13 protein-coding genes are annotated in these 17,893 nt (G+C 39.0%); 5 read left to right on the forward strand and 8 right to left on the reverse strand.

All coding sequences use genetic code 11. From position 1 onward, the window contains the following. The first annotated feature begins 393 nt into the window (after positions 1 to 393). Positions 394 to 1,896: an FAD-dependent oxidoreductase gene (locus H4J41_RS08275; RefSeq protein WP_182135604.1), complete on the forward strand. Its 1,503-nt coding sequence runs from the start codon at positions 394 to 396 to the stop codon at positions 1,894 to 1,896. On the opposite strand, the gene H4J41_RS08280 is transcribed toward H4J41_RS08275, so the two are convergent. From H4J41_RS08280 to H4J41_RS08290, 3 genes are all read right to left on the reverse strand, one after another. Next, complete coding sequence (locus H4J41_RS08280; protein WP_182135605.1) at positions 1,885 to 2,574, reverse strand: phosphoglycolate phosphatase; 690 nt, start codon at positions 2,572 to 2,574, stop codon at positions 1,885 to 1,887. The two genes, H4J41_RS08275 and H4J41_RS08280, sit on opposite strands and share 12 nt — an antisense overlap. Positions 2,575 to 2,959: 385 nt before the next feature. Next, positions 2,960 to 3,337 (reverse strand): ribosome recycling factor family protein, encoded by a 378-nt coding sequence (locus H4J41_RS08285; protein ID WP_182135606.1) that lies wholly within the window; start codon positions 3,335 to 3,337, stop codon positions 2,960 to 2,962. 56 nt (positions 3,338 to 3,393) lie between these two features. Continuing rightward, positions 3,394 to 4,158: a hypothetical protein gene (locus H4J41_RS08290; RefSeq protein WP_182135607.1), complete on the reverse strand. Its 765-nt coding sequence runs from the start codon at positions 4,156 to 4,158 to the stop codon at positions 3,394 to 3,396. Positions 4,159 to 4,433: 275 nt separating this feature from the next. Here H4J41_RS08290 and cysB point away from each other — a divergent pair, with 275 nt between their 5' ends. Continuing rightward, the gene (gene cysB, locus H4J41_RS08295; protein WP_182135694.1) at positions 4,434 to 5,408 is read left to right on the forward strand and encodes an HTH-type transcriptional regulator CysB; all 975 of its coding nucleotides are present in this window, start codon (positions 4,434 to 4,436) and stop codon (positions 5,406 to 5,408) included. Positions 5,409 to 5,491: 83 nt separating this feature from the next. Here the strand turns inward: cysB and H4J41_RS08300 are convergent, their stop codons facing one another. The 3 genes from H4J41_RS08300 to pabB form a co-directional block, all read right to left on the reverse strand. Further along, positions 5,492 to 6,868, reverse strand: coding sequence for an L-serine ammonia-lyase (locus H4J41_RS08300; protein WP_182135608.1), 1,377 nt, complete (start codon positions 6,866 to 6,868; stop codon positions 5,492 to 5,494). Positions 6,869 to 7,054: 186 nt separating this feature from the next. Continuing rightward, complete coding sequence (locus H4J41_RS08305) at positions 7,055 to 7,633, reverse strand: CoA pyrophosphatase (RefSeq protein WP_182135609.1); 579 nt, start codon at positions 7,631 to 7,633, stop codon at positions 7,055 to 7,057. Between the two features lie 88 nt (positions 7,634 to 7,721). Beyond that, a complete protein-coding gene (gene pabB / locus H4J41_RS08310) occupies positions 7,722 to 9,122 on the reverse strand; it encodes an aminodeoxychorismate synthase component I (protein ID WP_404842447.1) in 1,401 nt (466 codons plus the stop codon). A 243-nt stretch (positions 9,123 to 9,365) separates the two neighbouring features. Between pabB and H4J41_RS08315 the strand changes: the two genes are divergently transcribed. The 3 genes from H4J41_RS08315 (at position 9,366) to H4J41_RS08325 (ending at position 13,139) form a co-directional block, all read left to right on the forward strand. Next, a complete protein-coding gene (locus H4J41_RS08315; RefSeq protein WP_182135610.1) occupies positions 9,366 to 10,892 on the forward strand; it encodes a fumarate hydratase in 1,527 nt (508 codons plus the stop codon). A 262-nt stretch (positions 10,893 to 11,154) separates the two neighbouring features. Beyond that, positions 11,155 to 11,364 (forward strand): TIGR02922 family protein, encoded by a 210-nt coding sequence (locus tag H4J41_RS08320; RefSeq protein WP_182135611.1) that lies wholly within the window; start codon positions 11,155 to 11,157, stop codon positions 11,362 to 11,364. A 263-nt stretch (positions 11,365 to 11,627) separates the two neighbouring features. Beyond that, complete coding sequence (locus H4J41_RS08325; RefSeq protein WP_259364594.1) at positions 11,628 to 13,139, forward strand: DNA recombination protein RmuC; 1,512 nt, start codon at positions 11,628 to 11,630, stop codon at positions 13,137 to 13,139. A 520-nt stretch (positions 13,140 to 13,659) separates the two neighbouring features. On the opposite strand, the gene H4J41_RS08330 is transcribed toward H4J41_RS08325, so the two are convergent. Together H4J41_RS08330 and H4J41_RS08335 are read right to left on the reverse strand one after the other, a co-directional pair. Further along, positions 13,660 to 14,997 carry a sodium-dependent transporter gene (locus H4J41_RS08330; RefSeq protein ID WP_182135612.1) on the reverse strand — a complete coding sequence of 446 codons (1,338 nt, stop codon included), beginning with the start codon at positions 14,995 to 14,997 and terminating at the stop codon, positions 13,660 to 13,662. A 367-nt stretch (positions 14,998 to 15,364) separates the two neighbouring features. After that, positions 15,365 to 16,636 (reverse strand): glutamate-5-semialdehyde dehydrogenase, encoded by a 1,272-nt coding sequence (locus H4J41_RS08335; RefSeq protein ID WP_182135613.1) that lies wholly within the window; start codon positions 16,634 to 16,636, stop codon positions 15,365 to 15,367. Positions 16,637 to 17,893 lie beyond the last annotated feature (1,257 nt).

The following is a 17,893-nucleotide window of genomic DNA, read 5'->3' on the forward strand; positions in this document are numbered from 1 at the left end:
TAGCGCCGATGGTAGTGTGGGAGTTCCCATGTGAGAGTAGGACATTGCTAGGCTTCTATTTAGAGAAACCCGTAGCTGACGCTACGGGTTTTTTGCTTTCTGGCATTTGATAAATAAAGCTTGAGTTAGCTTGATACAATATAAAAGGTTACAAAGCGTTAAGAAAACCCTCCAACCTCAGTCAATTGCTAGTTTTGAATAACTTATATCAAGATATTAATGCAGAATCACTTGATTATTTAACTACTAATTTTTATTATGTATCGTGATTATTTAAGCACTATTTTTCAATATAAAAAAGTACATCAAAATAGTTTTATAGTCCATATACCCTATGTAAATGACGTTCTTCTACGTGAAACTTCCCAATGAAAGTATTATATTGTCAACTTTATGAATAAAATCTTAACTCCTGAACAGCCATTTATAAACTCAAGTGTAAAAGTCGGTATTATTGGTGGCGGAGTGGCGGGATCAACTATTGCTTTACGTTTTGCTGAACTAGGCATTAACACTACGTTGATAGAAAAAGGCAAGAGTTTGGTGAATGGCCCTCCTTTTTGTCATTTGCATGCCGGTGGTAATTTATATCGAGAGATTTCTGAACAACAATGTATAACACTGTTGGAGCAGTCAATAGACACGGTAAAAGTTTTTCCGCATAGTGTTAACTATCGCCCGACTATTATTGCCTTACCGAAAACAGATCAAGGTGAGATTATTGATCTATTACCTCGCTTAAATAAACTGCGTGAACGTTACGCTGAACTCGTACAGCAAAATATTAGTAATAAAGTGCTGGGTGATCCTGAGCAATATTTTCTGTTATTTGACCGCAATGCTTTAGAGAGCTTAGCGAAACGAGTTTTACCCACTCAGATTGAAGCCAATGAAGACTGGTTGGTGGCTTTTGCTCAACAAGTGGATTTAGACAAATTAAAATTTCCCGTTCTGCTTGTGCAAGAATATGGTTGGTCTGCTTTTCGTATGGCTGCTATCGCCACACTCGCGATTGAAAAATTACCTTGTTGTCAGCTAAAACTTAATAGCCAAGTCGTCAATATTGAACACCAAGCTAGCGCAAAAAAGTGGCGTGTAACTTATAAAAACTCTCAAGATAACAATCAACAACAGACTGATTTTGATTATGTTATTAACGCCTGTGGCTTTAAGAGTGGTGAGATTGATGACATGCTGCACGCTAAGCGCGAACGTATGGTTGAATTTAAAGCTGCATATGTTGCTCATTGGGCGCAATGCCAGGGCTTGTGGCCAGAAGTGGTTTTTTATGGTGAACGTGGCACACCCAATGGCATGGCACAGCTAACGCCTTACCCAGATGGTTATTTTCAATTACATGGTATGACACAAGACATTACTTTATTTGACAAAGGGTTAGTGGCCAGCGCCGAGCAGAGTGCACAGCCTAGATTGTTATCGCGGTTTATTAAAAAAATCGAGCAACAATGGCCGGAAAAGTTAATAAAGGATAGAACAGTCGGTTCTATTGAATACCTTGCACAATACATAACTAGTTTTTCGCAAGCAAACGTTGCAGCTAAGCCTATGTTTGGTGCACAACAAATACCTGGCGATGATGCTACCTTACGTGCGGCAGACGTTTCTTTTTATGGTAAGCATTATGCTCGTACCGAAATAGTAAAAGCATCTTCTGCATTGACAGCCGCGGATGTTATTTTACAAAATTTGCTTGATGTTGGTTTAGTTAGCTCAGCACAAGTGGGAGAGCATTTACATGACTATTATTTTCCTATCACTTTACAATGTTCAGAAGTAGAGGTGACTAATAAAGCGATTATGTTTGCTCGCCAACGGGATTATCCTGCAGCGTTAGCGAAAAATTTTATGTTAGCTAATTTTATGTTATCTGAGTAAGTCTAACAACTCAGCGAAGTTATCTAGGCACCAGTCAGGTTGGTAGACTCTAATATCTTCACCATAGTTATATCCATAAGTTAAGCCAATGCTTTGTATGTTCGCCGCCTTTGCCGCCAAAATATCGTTTTTAGAGTCACCTATCATTAGACATTGCGCTGCTGAGACTTTTAATGTTTCACAAGCATGTAAAAGTGGTAAAGGATGCGGTTTGCGTTCGACTAAACTGTCGCCACCCAGTTGTAACTCAAATAAACCTTCAAGTCCAAAACCTCTAACAATAGGTTCGATAAACTCTGTGGGTTTATTGGTGATAATCGCTAACCGATAGCCCTGATTCTTTAAGGCTAATAAGGTTTCTCTTACTCCCCTATATAACCTTGATTCAACGCATAAACACTGTCGGTAGTAATTTAAGAAAATCGCCAAAGCTTTGTTTACTTTTGCTTCACTTAAGCTGTTATTTACAGCTGTATTGTTGTTCAAAGAGTGATGTAAAGCACGTTCAACTAAGGTTTTTGCACCATTACCTACCCAACTACGGATAATTTCTTGGGGAAATGTCGTTAAGTTTAATGCTAGTAGCATTTTGTTTATCGCTGCAGCAAGATCGGGAGCACTATCAACTAAAGTGCCATCAAGATCGAATAACAGTACGGTTTTATTTTCTGGGTTCATCTGAATCTCTTCTGTAATAAAGTGATTTATTGCGCTGATGTATCACTTTCTTTATAAAATGCATCAATTTATCAGTATGTTATCCGATTATTTTTGCGAGCTACTTCTGCTAATCTATTTGTTGTATTGATTTACTTCTAACTTTAGCTCAGTCCTTAACTTTAATGAGTTAAGCCTAAAAGCTGAGGCACCTGAAACTGGAATTTCTCAATAACAAAAAACATTCTCGGCATACTTATTTTCTTCAATTATTGGCCACCTGTGCCCGTTAGAATTATCCAGATCTGCGTTGAACCCAAGCTACAATGAACACTTCTTCACGTAAACTGAGCTTAACTATGGCTAATTAGGTAGTTAACTAACGCAATGGCTGCGAAGCTTTATGTTAACCAAATTCTAGGGTGTCGATTACCCGTCTCGCTTCCGCTATTGTGCAGTCGGTACGCTGCATGAGCTCAGAGACTGTTATCTCAGGTTTGTTTTGAGCAATAGTTAATAACATGTCAAAGCCTAAATTTTTACGCTGTTTGGATAGGTGTGTTGCTAGCCATTGCCAACTTGTTTCTTCACTTTGCTCTATCAGGCTAATGGTTTGTTCTAGTTGTTCAAAAGTTGCTTTTAACTGCCAGTTCCGTGAGCGACCTATGCGGCTAATTTCGCAGCCTTGCTCACGGATTAAGGCTTTAAGTGCGTAGGCCTTTAGCACCCGACGCAAAAAAGAGGGTAGAGTAATATAAGGGATATGATTTTTTGGCGTTTTCATCAGAAGTTAGCCATAACAACTGGCATTGCTGACAGCTATTTGCCACAAATAAAAAATTACCACTTTTTCTTTGGTTGAAATAGTAAGTCTAAATCATCTTCTTCTGTTTTGGCTTTTTTAGCGGCATCTTTAGCATTTGTATTGTTCAACGAAGAAGTAATATCTTCTAGCACGCTTTGTATTTCCTCACGCTTGCTAAGACAGTATTCAGTTTGAATAGGGCTTTCTGATATCGTTTGTAGGGCTTTTTCTAAATATTGTCTTGCCGATCCCAGCATTTCTTTTTGATAGGCTATTACACCGCGTTTTTGCAAGGTTTCTACGCCAATTTTAAGTTGCATAGCAGATAATTTATTATCTTCTTGAGCAAGGGTTTGTGCATCTAAATTACCTTTTGACTGTTCTGACTTTAATATCACTCGCAACTTTTTTATGCATTGCAAAGCAGCGACTAATTGTTGCTCATTGTCAGGCAAAATAAAAATTTGCTCACCGGCTTGATGGCTAGTGTTAGATTGGCTAGTATTGACACGCTCTTGCATTTCTCTTATGCGTTTAATTAACGGCTTATCATCTGGTAATATTCTCGCCATAGATTTTGCTGCATTTAAACTGCGGTTATTAAGTATCAGAACTAAATGTGGATTATTTGGTAGGTTGGCAATACTTAAAAGTAATTCTTCCGTTTCATCGATGATGGCTTTTTGTTTTGCTGCTTTAGTTCGCTTTTCACGTTGTACTTTTTCTTTGTGCTGTTGAATTGCACCCAGTACCACGACAATGATAATTAAAGCGATAATTAAAGCGAAGATAATGCCCATGTTTAATTCTCTATTATGATAAATATAAATTACTAATACGCCAGTCTACAAAAATTGTTCGATGATGCAAAGGATAAAGCGGCTTCTTTTAAGTATTTGGCTACATTAGCTTGTTTGTGACATTTTATGTGCTCGATTCGACTAACAGATTAGCGGTTTATTTTGTGAACAAATGGGTAATCAGTAAGTTATTTACACCTAATGTAAAAAATAATATGGAATAAATGTCTATTTAAGTATATATTTTTCGTCTAAGAAAACTCTGAATGGTAATTATGAAGCTGCAACAACTCCGCTACATCGTCGAAGTACTTAATAATAACTTAAATGTTTCCGCCACCGCTGAAAGTCTTTTTACCTCGCAACCTGGTATTAGTAAGCAAGTACGAATGCTTGAAGATGAACTCGGTATTCAAATTTTTGGCCGCAGTGGCAAGCACTTAACTCATGTTACACCTGCGGGTAATGAAGTTATTAACATAGCGACAGAGATTTTGTCGAAAGTTGAAGCGATTAAAGCGGTTGCTCGAGAACATACGCAACCCGATGAGGGCAAGCTGCGTATTGCAACGACTCATACTCAAGCACGTTACGCTTTGCCTGAAGTTATTCAAGGCTTCATGAAGAAATATTCAAAAGTTTCATTGCATATGTATCAAGGCACACCAGCTCAAATTAGTGATGCGGCAAGTAAAGGTGATGCTGACTTTGCTATTGCCACCGAGTCTTTACATTTGTACAACGATTTAGTGATGCTGCCTTGTTTCCATTGGAATCGCAGTATTATTGTAAAAGCGGATCATCCACTCGCTAGTAAACAAAATATCACTATTGAAGATATCGCTCAATATTCCTTAGTAACATACGTCTTTGGCTTTACTGGTCGCTCAGAACTAGATGCTGCTTTTAATGAAATGGGTGTTGAACCTAAAATTGCTTTTACAGCAACTGATGCTGATGTGATTAAAACTTATGTGCGGCTTGGGGTCGGTGTTGGAGTTATTGCCACCATGGCGATGGATCCAAAAATAGACCATGATTTAGTGACTATCGATGCAAGTCATCTATTTAGTCCAAGTACGGTTAAAATTGGCTTTAGGCGTGGTACTTTTTTACGGGGTTACATGTTTGACTTTATTGAGCGTTTTGCGCCACATTTAAATCGAGACTTAGTCACCAAAGCTATCTTATTGAAGAATAATGCTGAGATAGATGAAATGTTTGCCAATATTAAGTTACCTATGCGTTAAACGTAAAAGTAGCTATAAAAAAACCGTATTATTTAATACGGTTTTTTTGTTTTTAAGAGCTGATTTTTACATGAAAGTGAATACTAACACTCGGTAATATTAACCGCTAAGCCACCACGTGAGGTTTCTTTATATTTGGTTTTCATATCATTACCTGTATCCCACATGGTTTTGATCACTTTATCCAATGATACCTTTTGCTTACCTGTACCTCTAAGTGCCAAACGAGAAGCGTTGATTGCTTTTACTGAACCCATGGCATTACGTTCGATACAAGGAACCTGTACTAGGCCTCCTACGGGGTCACAAGTTAATCCTAAGTTATGTTCCATGCCTATTTCCGCGGCATTTTCTACTTGCTCTGGGGTTCCACCCATAATTTCTGTTAATGCACCGGCTGCCATTGAACATGCAACGCCTACTTCTGCTTGGCATCCGCCTTCTGCGCCAGAAATAGTAGCATTGGTTTTATATAAAATACCGATGGCTGCTGCGGTTAATAAATAACGAATACAGTCTTGGTCATCTACGGGTTTAATAAATTTATCATAATAGGATAATACCGCAGGAAGTATTCCTGCCGCGCCATTGGTTGGCGCGGTTACCACACGACTGCCGGCTGCATTTTCTTCATTTACCGCTAAGGCAAATAAATTAACCCAATCCATGGCTGACAGTGGGTCGGCATTTTTTTCAACGCATAGTGCTCTGTGTAAAGCGGGCGCTCTGCGAGTGACTTTTAAACCGCCAGGCAATATACCTTCGGTGACTATGCCACGTGCAATACTTGCTTTCATGGCATCCCATATTTCTATTAGACCCGAGCGAATACTTGCTTCATCTTGCAAACACTTCTCGTTATCCATCATGATGGTACTAATACTTAAGCCTTTTTCGTTGGCTATTTCTAACAGCTTATCAGCACTAGAAAAGCGGTGAGGGCGATCAATATTGGCATGAGTTGATAAGGCTTTGTCTTTTTCTTTTTCAAAGTCGCAATCTTTAACAATGAACCCGCCACCAATGGAGTAATAGGTTTCTTCGAAGATGACAAGATCACCACTATAAGCAAAAAATGTCATGGCGTTAGCATGTGCGGGCAGGGATTTTCTGCGATGGTAGATAATGGCATTGGCTTTAGGGAAAGCGACAAAATGCTGCATATTCAGGTTTATTTTTTCGCTCGCTACCACCTCAGCTAAAATAGATTCTATAGAATCAACTGGAATGGTTTCAGGGCTTTGCCCCGTTAACCCCAGAATAACGGCTTTACCGGTACCATGACCAATACCTGTTTGACCTAATGAGCCAAACAGTTCACATTTCACGCGATCTGTCTTAATTAATTTATTATCTGCTATAAGATTTTGAACAAACAATTTTGCTGCTTTCATTGGGCCAACGGTATGAGAACTGGATGGGCCAATTCCGATTGAAAACATATCAAATACACTAATCATAAGAAAACCTGAATATATACTGTTATAAGTGGGTGGAATTAAAATTTTGTTCGGTTATTGTAGCTGAAAGCTTTCAACATGCAAAACAAAAATTCGGTTCAATGGGTATAACTATAGCTAATATTTTTTATCGGTTGGCTCAAGCGTGATATTCATTAATTGACTGTTCATTTAATGCGTATCACGCTAGTTTCTTTGGTTTAATAAAATACTCAAGTCATGCAACATAGCGGCGGTTGCTCCCCAAATATTGTAGTTTTGATAAGGCATATAGTGCACATTGTGTTGCTTGCCATCATGATAAACGGGTACTTGAATATGATGTTGTCGTTGCAAAAAGTGTGATAAAGGCACATGAAACACTTCTGAAACTTCATTTAGGTCAATTTGATAGCTGCTGTTATTTGAAATAAGGGCGACAATCGGCGTTACTTCATAACCTGATATAGTTTGGTAAGGTTTAAGTTGCCCAAGTACCTCTATGCAGCTAGCGTGTAGGCCTATTTCTTCTTGTGTTTCACGCAGTGCTGTTGCGATCATATCATCATCATAGCGCTCGACTTTCCCACCTGGAAAACTGATTTGTCCTGGGTGATGGGTAAGATGACTGGCACGTTTGGTCAATACCACTTCAAGCTGGCCTTGATGATTGACAATGGGGATCAACACCGCGGCACTTTTAAGCTTATGTTGGTAGCGAAATTTATGTGCTGAAGCGGGTAATGCTTGCATTTGAAAGCGCTGTATAAATTCTTCTCTAGTCATACACACCTTAACGCTACTCTAAAAGTGCCAAGTTCTCCGGGGCTACTTGGCGTTCGGGGGGGCTTTATCTTTGATACTCGACCTTAGATTATGCCGAGTTTAGTTGGCTTAATACCGGCAAAATTTTACGCACTTTATCGTAAGTTTCTTGATACTCGCTGTCAACATTTGAATCGGCGACTAAGCCACCGCCAGCCCAACAATGTATTTGCTGATTGTGACAAACTAAAGTGCGAATGGTGATGCTAGTATCCATATTACCGCAAGCTGACAAATATCCAATAGAGCCGCAATAAATACTACGTTGGTGAGGCTCTAATTCTTCTATGATATCCATGGCTCTTATTTTTGGTGCACCGGTAATAGAACCGCCAGGAAACGCTGCACGTAATAAATCGCTGCCATCATACTGTGGGTCTATCTTCCCTTCAACCGTGCTTACTAAGTGATGCACGGCTGGAAAGCTTTCAATGGCAAAAAGTGCTGGCACGGTTACTGTACCGGGTAGACAAACACGACTAATATCATTACGTAACAGATCAACTATCATCAGGTTTTCTGCTTTATCTTTACTGGCTTGCTGCAGTTCAATGGCGTTAGCGTGATCTTGGGCTGCATCATCGCTGCGTGGGCGGGTACCTTTAATCGGCTTACTTTGTACTTTATTATCGACCAGTTGTAAAAATCGCTCGGGTGAAATACTTAAAACAGCACTCTCCTCAAAACGTAAAAAAGCTGAAAAAGGAGCTATATTTGCTTGTCTCAAGGCACAATACGCTTGATATTCACTACCGGCATACTGGGCGGTAAAACGCTGGGCTAGATTGATTTGATAACAATCGCCAGACAGTAGGTAGTCATGCACTTGCTTAAATTTATCGTGATATTGTTCAGGCGCCATATTTGATTGCCACGGCGTAATTAACTTGAAATTATTTTCTGGCACTTTTAGCTGAACTACTTGTTCAGCAGCTTGCGCTTTATTTTGCAACAGGGCGCGGTTAAAAAAAGCAATGAAATCTGCTCTTTGTTCATCAATACATAACAACCAAAATTGTTGTAATTTTCGATCATAGATTACCGCATGTTGGTAAATACCAATGGCCATTTCAGGTATATCAATATCTTTACTGTTTTGCTGTTTTATGGCCTCAAAACGTTTACCTAAATCGTAGGCGAAATAGCCGACTGCACCGCCTTTAAAAGGCAAGTCGTGTTCAGTAATCTCGAGATGACTAAAGATCGCCTTTTGTTCACGTTTTAACAACAATAATGGGTCGTCATGACTGTGATACTCACTGTTGTCGAGTTTATGATTAATGCGAGTCACATTACCGACAGTGGTTAGTGTGGTATGAGGTTGCCAAACCATAATGTCATAGCGGCTATCAACATGGCTACTTTCACAGGAGTCTAGCCACATTGCCCAAGGTTGCTCAGCAAGTGTGGCAAAAAGTGACTGACTATCGAAGCTTAGATCAAGCTGCAGTAATTTAGCGGATAGCTGCGTTGGGGAATTAGTCGGCAAAATATTCTCACAGGTTTTATGTTAAGTCATTATATTCAAACTACCTTGAGTTATTCAATGCTGCAGTTCGAAGTGGGGTTGCTATATTTGATCGTTATTATTAGACCATTTGATACTAGTAGGTCTTTAACAAGCAAGGTATGATATCGGCAAATTTATAACTTTCAACTCTTCTCTCGCCCAATTAATAAAAAAGAGACCGTTATGGCCATTATTAAACAAAAAGATTTAATCGAAAGTGTTGCAGACGCGCTGCAATATATTTCTTACTACCATCCGCTAGATTTTATTCAAGCACTTGAAAAGGCTTACCACAAAGAAGAAAGCCAGGCAGCTAAAGATGCCATTGCGCAAATTTTAATTAACTCGCGTATGTCGGCTCATGGCAAGCGACCTATTTGTCAAGATACCGGTATTGTTACCTGTTTCGTCAAAGTGGGTATGGCTGTGCAGTGGGATAACACGGATATGACAGTGCAGCAAATGGTCGATGAAGGCACGCGTCGTGCTTATCTTAATCCTGATAACCCATTACGTGCATCTATTGTTTCTGACCCTGCAGGTAAGCGCATCAACACGAAAGATAATACGCCAGCGGTTGTGCACATTGAGATGGTGCCAGGTGATCAAATAGACGTGATGATCGCGGCCAAAGGCGGCGGCAGTGAAAACAAATCTAAAATGGCGATGTTAAACCCAAGTGATTCTATTGCCGACTGGGTTGTTAAAACGTTACCCACTATGGGCGCTGGTTGGTGTCCGCCCGGCATGCTGGGCATAGGTATTGGTGGAACAGCTGAAAAAGCCGGTGTATTAGCTAAAGAAAGCTTAATGGAACCCGTCAATATTCAAGACCTTATCGACCGTGGTCCAGAAAATGCCGAAGAAGAATTACGTTTAGAAATTTACGATAGGGTAAATAAACTCGGTATTGGCGCTCAAGGCTTGGGTGGCTTAACAACGGTTGTTGATATCAAAATCATGTCAGTGCCGACTCATGCGGCGTCAAAACCCGTAGTGATGATCCCAAATTGTGCGGCAACTCGTCATGTACACTTTCATCTTGACGGCTCCGGTCCTGCCGACTTAACGCCACCTAAATTAGAAGATTGGCCAGAAATCACCTGGGAAGTGGGTGAAAATGTTCGTCGCGTTAACGTTGATGAGTTATCAAAAACTGATATTAGTAGCTGGAAAACTGGCGAAACCGTTTTACTTAGCGGCACCATTTTAACCGGTCGTGACGCAGCGCATAAACGCATTCAAGAAATGTTAGCTGCTGGAGAGAAACTGCCGGTTGACTTTACGGATAAATTTATTTATTACGTGGGGCCTGTTGATGCGATAGGCGATGAAGCCGTAGGCCCAGCAGGACCAACAACAGCAACCCGTATGGATAAGTTTACTGAAATGATGCTTGCAGAAACGGGTTTGCTCGGCACTATCGGTAAAGCCGAACGTGGCCCTGAAACCGTTCAGTCGATTAAAAACCATAAGTCGGTCTATTTAATGGCGGTGGGTGGCGCAGCCTATTTAGTTTCTAAAGCTATTAAGAAAGCAAAAGTAGTGGCTTTTGAAGATATGGGTATGGAAGCTATTTACGAATTTGTGGTTGAAGATATGCCAGTCACTGTCGCTGTTGATAGTTTAGGTGAATCAGTTCATGTCACTGGGCCAGCAATTTGGCAAGTAAAGATTGAAGAGCTAGACAGAAAATCAAAAGAAAAATAACCCGTTAGATTAGTCTAAACGCCCATTAGGGCGTTTTTTTTTGGTCAAAATAAAGGTAACTTAATATCAATGAAACTAGCCAAAAACACCAGTGAAATGTTATTGAAGTGCTATTAAAATGTTACGTGAAAAAAGTGAGGTGTTGTTTAATATAATAAAAAAAGATAGTTAATTAATTGCATGACGACTTTGTATTTCTGCTGTAGAATTTTAATTAATTCATCTAGTTATAAAGCTAAATTTGAAAGGTTGCAAATTATTAATGGACGAACATAACGATGTTGAACATCGCCTTATTACTATCATTTTTTATAGTGATATATCATTAAAACTTATGCATGAAGTGCGCACGTTTCCGCAAAGTAAAACCGGTCGAGTTGTGATCCCCGCAAGCTTTAAACTGGATAAATCTATCATTGCGGTTTGTGATGGTGCCGTTGCTATTATCGATAAGTTTGGCGACAGAATCTAATAACATCAGCCATGGCTGTTTTTATTGTTTAACTAATAGCTAGCTGTTGTGACTAAAATCACGCTATGTGACTAGATAAAACTAAAGTAGTGATTATTTTGTCTGGCATAAATTTAAACGTGTCTTTTTAGGTTATTGATAAATTGTTTGTATTGGCTAAATATGTATTCATTAACCGACCCGAGTTGATGTTAAATAACGATTAACCTTATTAATAAAGTATGCTTTAATAACTGTTAATATTTACAGTATTTGGCTTTACAATGAATTCACTATCCAACTCTTCACTTAACCCGCCACTTAACTTCCCATTCAATTCACCTTGGTTAGCTTTAGATAATTTCCCTGTCTTGGTCTTTATGGTGCTAGTATTAATTATTATTTTAATTATCATTGCGTTAGTGTTATTTCGCCAAGTAAAAAAAAGCCAAGTATCCTCTCTAGCACAACAGCAACTTTTGCAGCAGTTAGCTGAAAAAGTAAACCTTAGTTATGAAGTTAATGGCAATAATCAGCAGCAACTACAACAACAGTTAAGTTTTAATCATCAGCAATTAGCTCATCAGCAAAGTGAACTAAAAACCTACTTTGAGCAGCAAATTTCCGATTTTAAATTAAAATTATTACGCCAACATGGTGAGCAAGGTGAAAAACAAGCACAGCAACTATATAGCCATAGTGAGCAACTTAAAAAGACCTTATATGAACACCACATCACTTTTAACGATAATCAACGCAACGCCACAGAACAATTATCCAGCCAACTTACAGCAACCTCTAAACTTGGCCGAGAAGAAATGGCAAAATCACTGCATTTATCCAGTGAGCAAATGGCTAAAAGAATTGATGACTTAACGATTTCAACTGATAACCGTCTAAAAGATATTAGTGGCCAGGTCGAAAAGCGTTTAGCCGACGGCTTCGAAAAAACCACCAAAACCTTTAATGACATTTTACAACGATTAGCTTTGATTGATGATGCACAGAAAAAAATTACTGAACTGTCCACTAATGTCGTGAGCTTGCAAGAAGTACTGTCAGATAAACGCTCACGAGGTGCTTTTGGCGAAGTACAGTTAAATGCTTTAATTCGTAACGTATTACCGGAACAGCACTTTTCACTGCAACATACCTTGTCAAACGGTAAAATTGCTGACTGTATTTTGTTTCTACCTAAGCCAACCGGTAATGTGGTGGTTGACTCCAAGTTTCCGCTAGAAAGCTTTAAAAAAATGGCTGACAATACCTTAGGTGAATTTGAGCGTAAAGCAGCCGAGCGGCAATTTAAAATTGATATTAAGAAGCATATTAATGATATCAGCGATAAATATCTCATTGAAAAAGAAACCGCCGATGGCGCGATAATGTTTATTCCAGCAGAAGCTATTTTTGCAGAAATACATGCACACCACGGTGACTTGGTTGATTATGCCAATAAAAAACGCGTTTGGTTAGCCTCGCCAACAACACTGATGGCGATTTTAACCACCGCACGTTCAGTGTTAAAAGACGAAGCAACCCGCAAACAAATACATGTTATTCAAGCGCATTTGTCGCATCTTTCAGCTGATTTTGCTCGCTTTAAGGGCCGCTTTGCCAATTTAGCGAAACATATTGATCAAGCGGCAAGTGACGTAAAACAAATCCATACCTCAGCGGATAAGATTAGCAACCGTTTTGATAAAATAGAGCAGGTAGAATTAAAGCAAGAAGATAAAGAAGAAAGTGAAAAAGAAGCAGAGGAAGAAGAGAGTGTAGCGATAACATCGGAATAAATACGACTATAACTTGAGTGCTCTAGCAGCAGTAGGTTAATGCTCAATCATTATCAGAGCTATAAATTATATGCTCATAGCTAACAGTAAGTGCTAACAGCGAACGCTAAATACCAAGTTGCCCACGTCGATATTTTACCTCGGTATTACGCTTGGGCAATAACATCAAAGCTCAATCCTAAACAAAGTGTAAAGTTAGCCCTCCAATATTATACCGACCTAAAACCGCTCGAAATAATATGAGCCAATAATTGAGATAGTAAACGCTTAGCTTATTAATCCTATAGGTTTATCTTTATATACCTATAGGATTAATAAGGCTTGCCAGTTAAGTTTACGGCATAAATACTAAGCTATAGTTGGATGATGATGCTTTTAAACGTCACTATACACTAGTATAGGGACGTTTTTAAATGATGGTTTACGCTAATAGCGCTAAAGTAAAGTTAATCGCACAATTAGCAATTCCATCTATTTGACTTAACTTAATTTACCTTAACTTAACTTAAGTGAAGCGACTTTAATTTAATATAGCAACATTGACAAAAACTACCGTTAACAATAACGGACAAACAAAGCGTAAATAATTGCCCCATATGGGTAACCATTTTCTGCCTTCTTGCAAAGACACATCGCGTAGCTTGTTACCGCGTTTCCATAACCAGCCAACAACAATAAAGTAAAACAAACAGCTCAGTGGCTGTAAAATAGTCGTAAGTACACGAATTACCATGCCAAATAGGCTATCAAAAAATGTGATTATGGTCATACTGGCGGTTAATACAATGGCTGATACCAACCAAGTTGCCTTAGAACGGCTAAGATTTTTATCTTCAACAAGATAAGCCACAGGTACTTCTGTTGAGGAAATGGTTGAGGTGAGGGCAGCAATTGATAATAACGAAAAAAAGCCTATGGCTACTACCATACCTATGTTGCCCATAGAGTTAAAAAGCTCAGGCAATATGTTGAAAATAAGTTGACCCTCACCAATTAACTTATCACCTTGAAATACTTGCTGTCCGGCGGCTTCTGCAACATAAAGTGCTGGAATAATTAATAAACCAGCCATAAAAGCAATAAAGGTATCGAGTACGGTAATAGAAATAGCGAGCTTACCTATATCGTCATCTTTCTTCATATATGAGCCGTAAACCATCATGCCACCAACGCCAATAGAGAGTGAGAAAAAGGCTTGGCCCATGGCAGAAATAATTAACTTTGGATTAGTGACCTGTGAAAAATCGGGTATTAAATATGTTCTTAAACCTTTTTCTGCCCCGGGTTGTTGCAATATGTAAGTAATTAACGCGACTAGCATGATCAATAAAACTGGCATTAATCGCGCAGACCACTTTTCAATGCCGGCGTTAACCCCTTGATGAATAATAGCCGCGCCAAGTAATATAAAAACGGGTGTAAATAATAAATTTCTTAACGTGCTTGATGTAGCAAGCCACTGAGAAATATCATGATAACCCAATAACTCTGCAAGTGGTGATATTGCATGTGCGAGCATCCAGCCAGCCACAATGGTGTAGAAACTTAACATCATGATAGCGCCGCCTAAACCAATCAGACCGGCATATTTACCAAGCCTTGGTGCGGTATCGCGACAAGCATCTTCTAATGCTGAAACTGGGTTTTTCTGTGCTTGGTTGCCAATATAAACTTCGGCATAAAGTGCCGGTAGGGCAAGTAATATGGTAACGACTAAATAAACAAATAAAAAGGCGCCACCACCATTATTGGCTGCTTGAGTTGGAAAACCCCAAATATTGCCTAAACCAATGGCTGAACCTGCGGCAGCGAGAACAAAACCTATTCTCGAATGAAATGAATCTCTGATATTACTCATAAATGATAATTATTATTGTGGTTGTTAATGCTTTGGTTTGAGCTTACCTAGTTAACACGGGTTAGCAAAGTTTTTTTAACGATTTGTTGGTTTTGATTTTATGTTTTTATCATTTTATTTTTGCAGGCTGACTTATGGGCTATTAAGTAAGCAATAGTTAATAAAACGTTAAGGATTAAAAATTTTAAATGTACAAGAAGGGTTTAAAAACATAGACCGTTTTTATAAATAAATTGCTAAAACATTTTTCTATTTCATCATTTTGTCGAAATCGATGGCCTGCACAAAGATAAAATAAACATAAAGCTATTAATCAATAGCGATTAATAGCTTTATGTTTTACTTAGTTCATCTTGTGCTTAGAGGATTAAGGACGGATTTGTCCTTGGCCAGCAACACGATATTTAAATATGGTTAGTTGCTCAAGACCTACAGGTCCACGTGCGTGAATTTTACCGGTAGCAATACCGATTTCAGCGCCCATACCAAATTCACCACCGTCTGAAAACTGGGTTGATGCATTATGCATCACTACCGCTGAATCAACGGCGCGCATGAAAACTTCTGCGGTTTCTGCGTTTTCAGTAATAATAGCGTCAGTATGTTTAGACGAGTGCTGGTCGATAAAATCAAGCGCTTCTTCTAAATCGGCTACAACTTTGACCGATAAAATAGCGTCAAGATATTCGGTGTCCCAGTCAGCGTCATTAGCGGGGTTAATTCGTGCGTCACAGGCTTGAGCTGCAAGGTCACCTCGAACTTCACAATGCGCTAAGGTATTAAGCAATTTAGGCAAAAACTCAGCAGCTATTGCTTGGTTTACGACTAAACTTTCGGTCGCACCACAAACACCTGTTCTACGTAGTTTGGCATTTTTAACAATACTCAATGCTTTTGCTAAGTCGGCGTCTTTATCAATATAAATGTGGTTGTTGCCATCGAGATGCAATAATGTTGGTACCTGAGCTTCGTTTCTTACTAGCTCTACAAGGCCACGGCCACCACGAGGGATAACTAAGTCAACATATTCAGCACAACGCAGTAATGCAGCAACTGCAGAACGGTCATCGGTATCAACGAGTTGTATACAAGTGGTTGGTAAATTAGCTGCACGCAAGCCTGTTGCCATACACTCAACAATAATGCGAGTAGAATTAAGACTTTCAGAGCCGCCACGCAATATCACCGTATTACCTGATTTTAGACATAAAGCACCAGCATCTGCACCAACATTGGGGCGAGACTCATAGATCATGCCAATAACACCGATAGGGGTTGATACACGGGTTATTTTTAGGCCATTGGGACGATCAAATTCTGCTAAGGCTCGACCAATAGGATCGGGTAATTTGGCAATGCTTTCTAAAGCGACAGCCATAGCTTCGACTCTTTCAGGGTTCAATTCAAGGCGATCAATAAATGACTCAGCTTTACCCGCTTTTCTAACACTTAAAACGTCTAAAGCATTTGCTTCGAGTAGTGCTGGCGTATTCTGACGTAAAGCATCGGCGGCAACGGTTAATGCTTGGTTTTTTTGTTCGGTAGTGGCACTGGCCAGAATCTTGGCTGCGGCTTTAGCCTGCTTACCAAGATTTTCAATCATAGTTTCAGTATCGATAATTTTATTACTATTTGACATAAATGAGTTTCCTTTTGCTTATTCGCTTCACTCTAAACTGTTTGGTAAATTCAAGGTTATGCTATTGAATGGTTAACTTTTATTTTATTGCCAATATTTATATTAAAAATAATATTAAAACAATAGTAAAAGTTCAGCTTAAAGCACTTAGTAGTATTCATTGCGCTCAATACTACTTTAGATGTTAATTTAATCGTTATTTATTTAACCTTGAGCCACTTCATCGCCTTGGCGAAGAAATATCAACGCAGCGCAACTGGCTGTTGAGCAGTCGCTAAAACGGTCGAGTTAATGAGTGTATCTCATTTGATATTTTGCTTAGACGCTGCCAATTTTGTTTCCATTGTACCATTTTTACTGATCACTTAGTTGCATCATATTTAGACGTGCTGTTCGTGCGTCATTGGCAGTTCTATTGAACCACCAAGTGTGTCGAGTAACTATGCTTTGGTGGTGCGAGGTAAAAACCCCATTGTTATCGCTGATTCAATTCAGTAGCGCGTAATTTTAAAAGCATAAACAGAGCCGTTTCTCACCAATACTGTCACTCGGTTTAGCTCAGCTTCGCTGGCAGCCAAATCCGTATAACCCAATGCTTTAGTTAACCCAACGACAGTGTCTAATTGCGCTAATACCTCGACCAATTTGCGCCAGCACATTTTGCATCAAAGACAGAATCGTTTGTTTGCCAACCCGCTTTTCTATTGAAGATACCGAGTAACCCTCGGCGATAGCAATAAGGTAAGCTGAATCAGTAAGGTAGCGACAATAGGCTAACCATACTTTTTCAATAAGTGCGCTTTAATCGCCATAACCTTGATTAGACAGCTCTTTAATTGCTTGTGTGACAACAATACTGGGAGGCGTTTTGACTAAAGAAGGATTAATGATGGTCATTGTCTGATCAGTAGAAGTTACCCAGTGAGTCAACAATGAAGCACAATCGTCCTACAAACAATCATAATTAATGACACAAAACTCCTCATGCTTTTAGTTTGCTGTTGAATGAAATACAGCCTGTTTTGCAAGTGTTCAATATCATCTTAAAAAACAATCTTAAAAACTCGTTTTACATTCGTTTTACATTCGTTTTGCAAAGGTGATTTTAAGTTCAATTGAAAAAATAGGGTTTTTAGTATATAATCTCCCAACTCATTTGTCGATTGTTGTCAAATTTTAACGTTTTTTAAAACGTTTCAGCAATTTTTTATCTATCTTTTATCTATCATCCCCAAGGCAATATATTGCTAGTAAAAC

Source organism: Colwellia sp. MB3u-45, assembly GCF_014077005.1.
Lineage (GTDB): Bacteria > Pseudomonadota > Gammaproteobacteria > Enterobacterales > Alteromonadaceae > Cognaticolwellia.

Coding starts and splice junctions, on each gene's coding strand:
- H4J41_RS08275 (WP_182135604.1), top strand. CDS start 394: ATGAATAAAATCTTAACTCCTGAACAGCCATTTATAAACTCAAGTGTA.
- H4J41_RS08280 (WP_182135605.1), bottom strand. CDS start 2,574: ATGAACCCAGAAAATAAAACCGTACTGTTATTCGATCTTGATGGCACT.
- H4J41_RS08285 (WP_182135606.1), bottom strand. CDS start 3,337: ATGAAAACGCCAAAAAATCATATCCCTTATATTACTCTACCCTCTTTT.
- H4J41_RS08290 (WP_182135607.1), bottom strand. CDS start 4,158: ATGGGCATTATCTTCGCTTTAATTATCGCTTTAATTATCATTGTCGTG.
- cysB (WP_182135694.1), top strand. CDS start 4,434: ATGAAGCTGCAACAACTCCGCTACATCGTCGAAGTACTTAATAATAAC.
- H4J41_RS08300 (WP_182135608.1), bottom strand. CDS start 6,868: ATGATTAGTGTATTTGATATGTTTTCAATCGGAATTGGCCCATCCAGT.
- H4J41_RS08305 (WP_182135609.1), bottom strand. CDS start 7,633: ATGACTAGAGAAGAATTTATACAGCGCTTTCAAATGCAAGCATTACCC.
- H4J41_RS08315 (WP_182135610.1), top strand. CDS start 9,366: ATGGCCATTATTAAACAAAAAGATTTAATCGAAAGTGTTGCAGACGCG.
- H4J41_RS08320 (WP_182135611.1), top strand. CDS start 11,155: ATGGACGAACATAACGATGTTGAACATCGCCTTATTACTATCATTTTT.
- H4J41_RS08325 (WP_259364594.1), top strand. CDS start 11,628: ATGAATTCACTATCCAACTCTTCACTTAACCCGCCACTTAACTTCCCA.
- H4J41_RS08330 (WP_182135612.1), bottom strand. CDS start 14,997: ATGAGTAATATCAGAGATTCATTTCATTCGAGAATAGGTTTTGTTCTC.
- H4J41_RS08335 (WP_182135613.1), bottom strand. CDS start 16,636: ATGTCAAATAGTAATAAAATTATCGATACTGAAACTATGATTGAAAAT.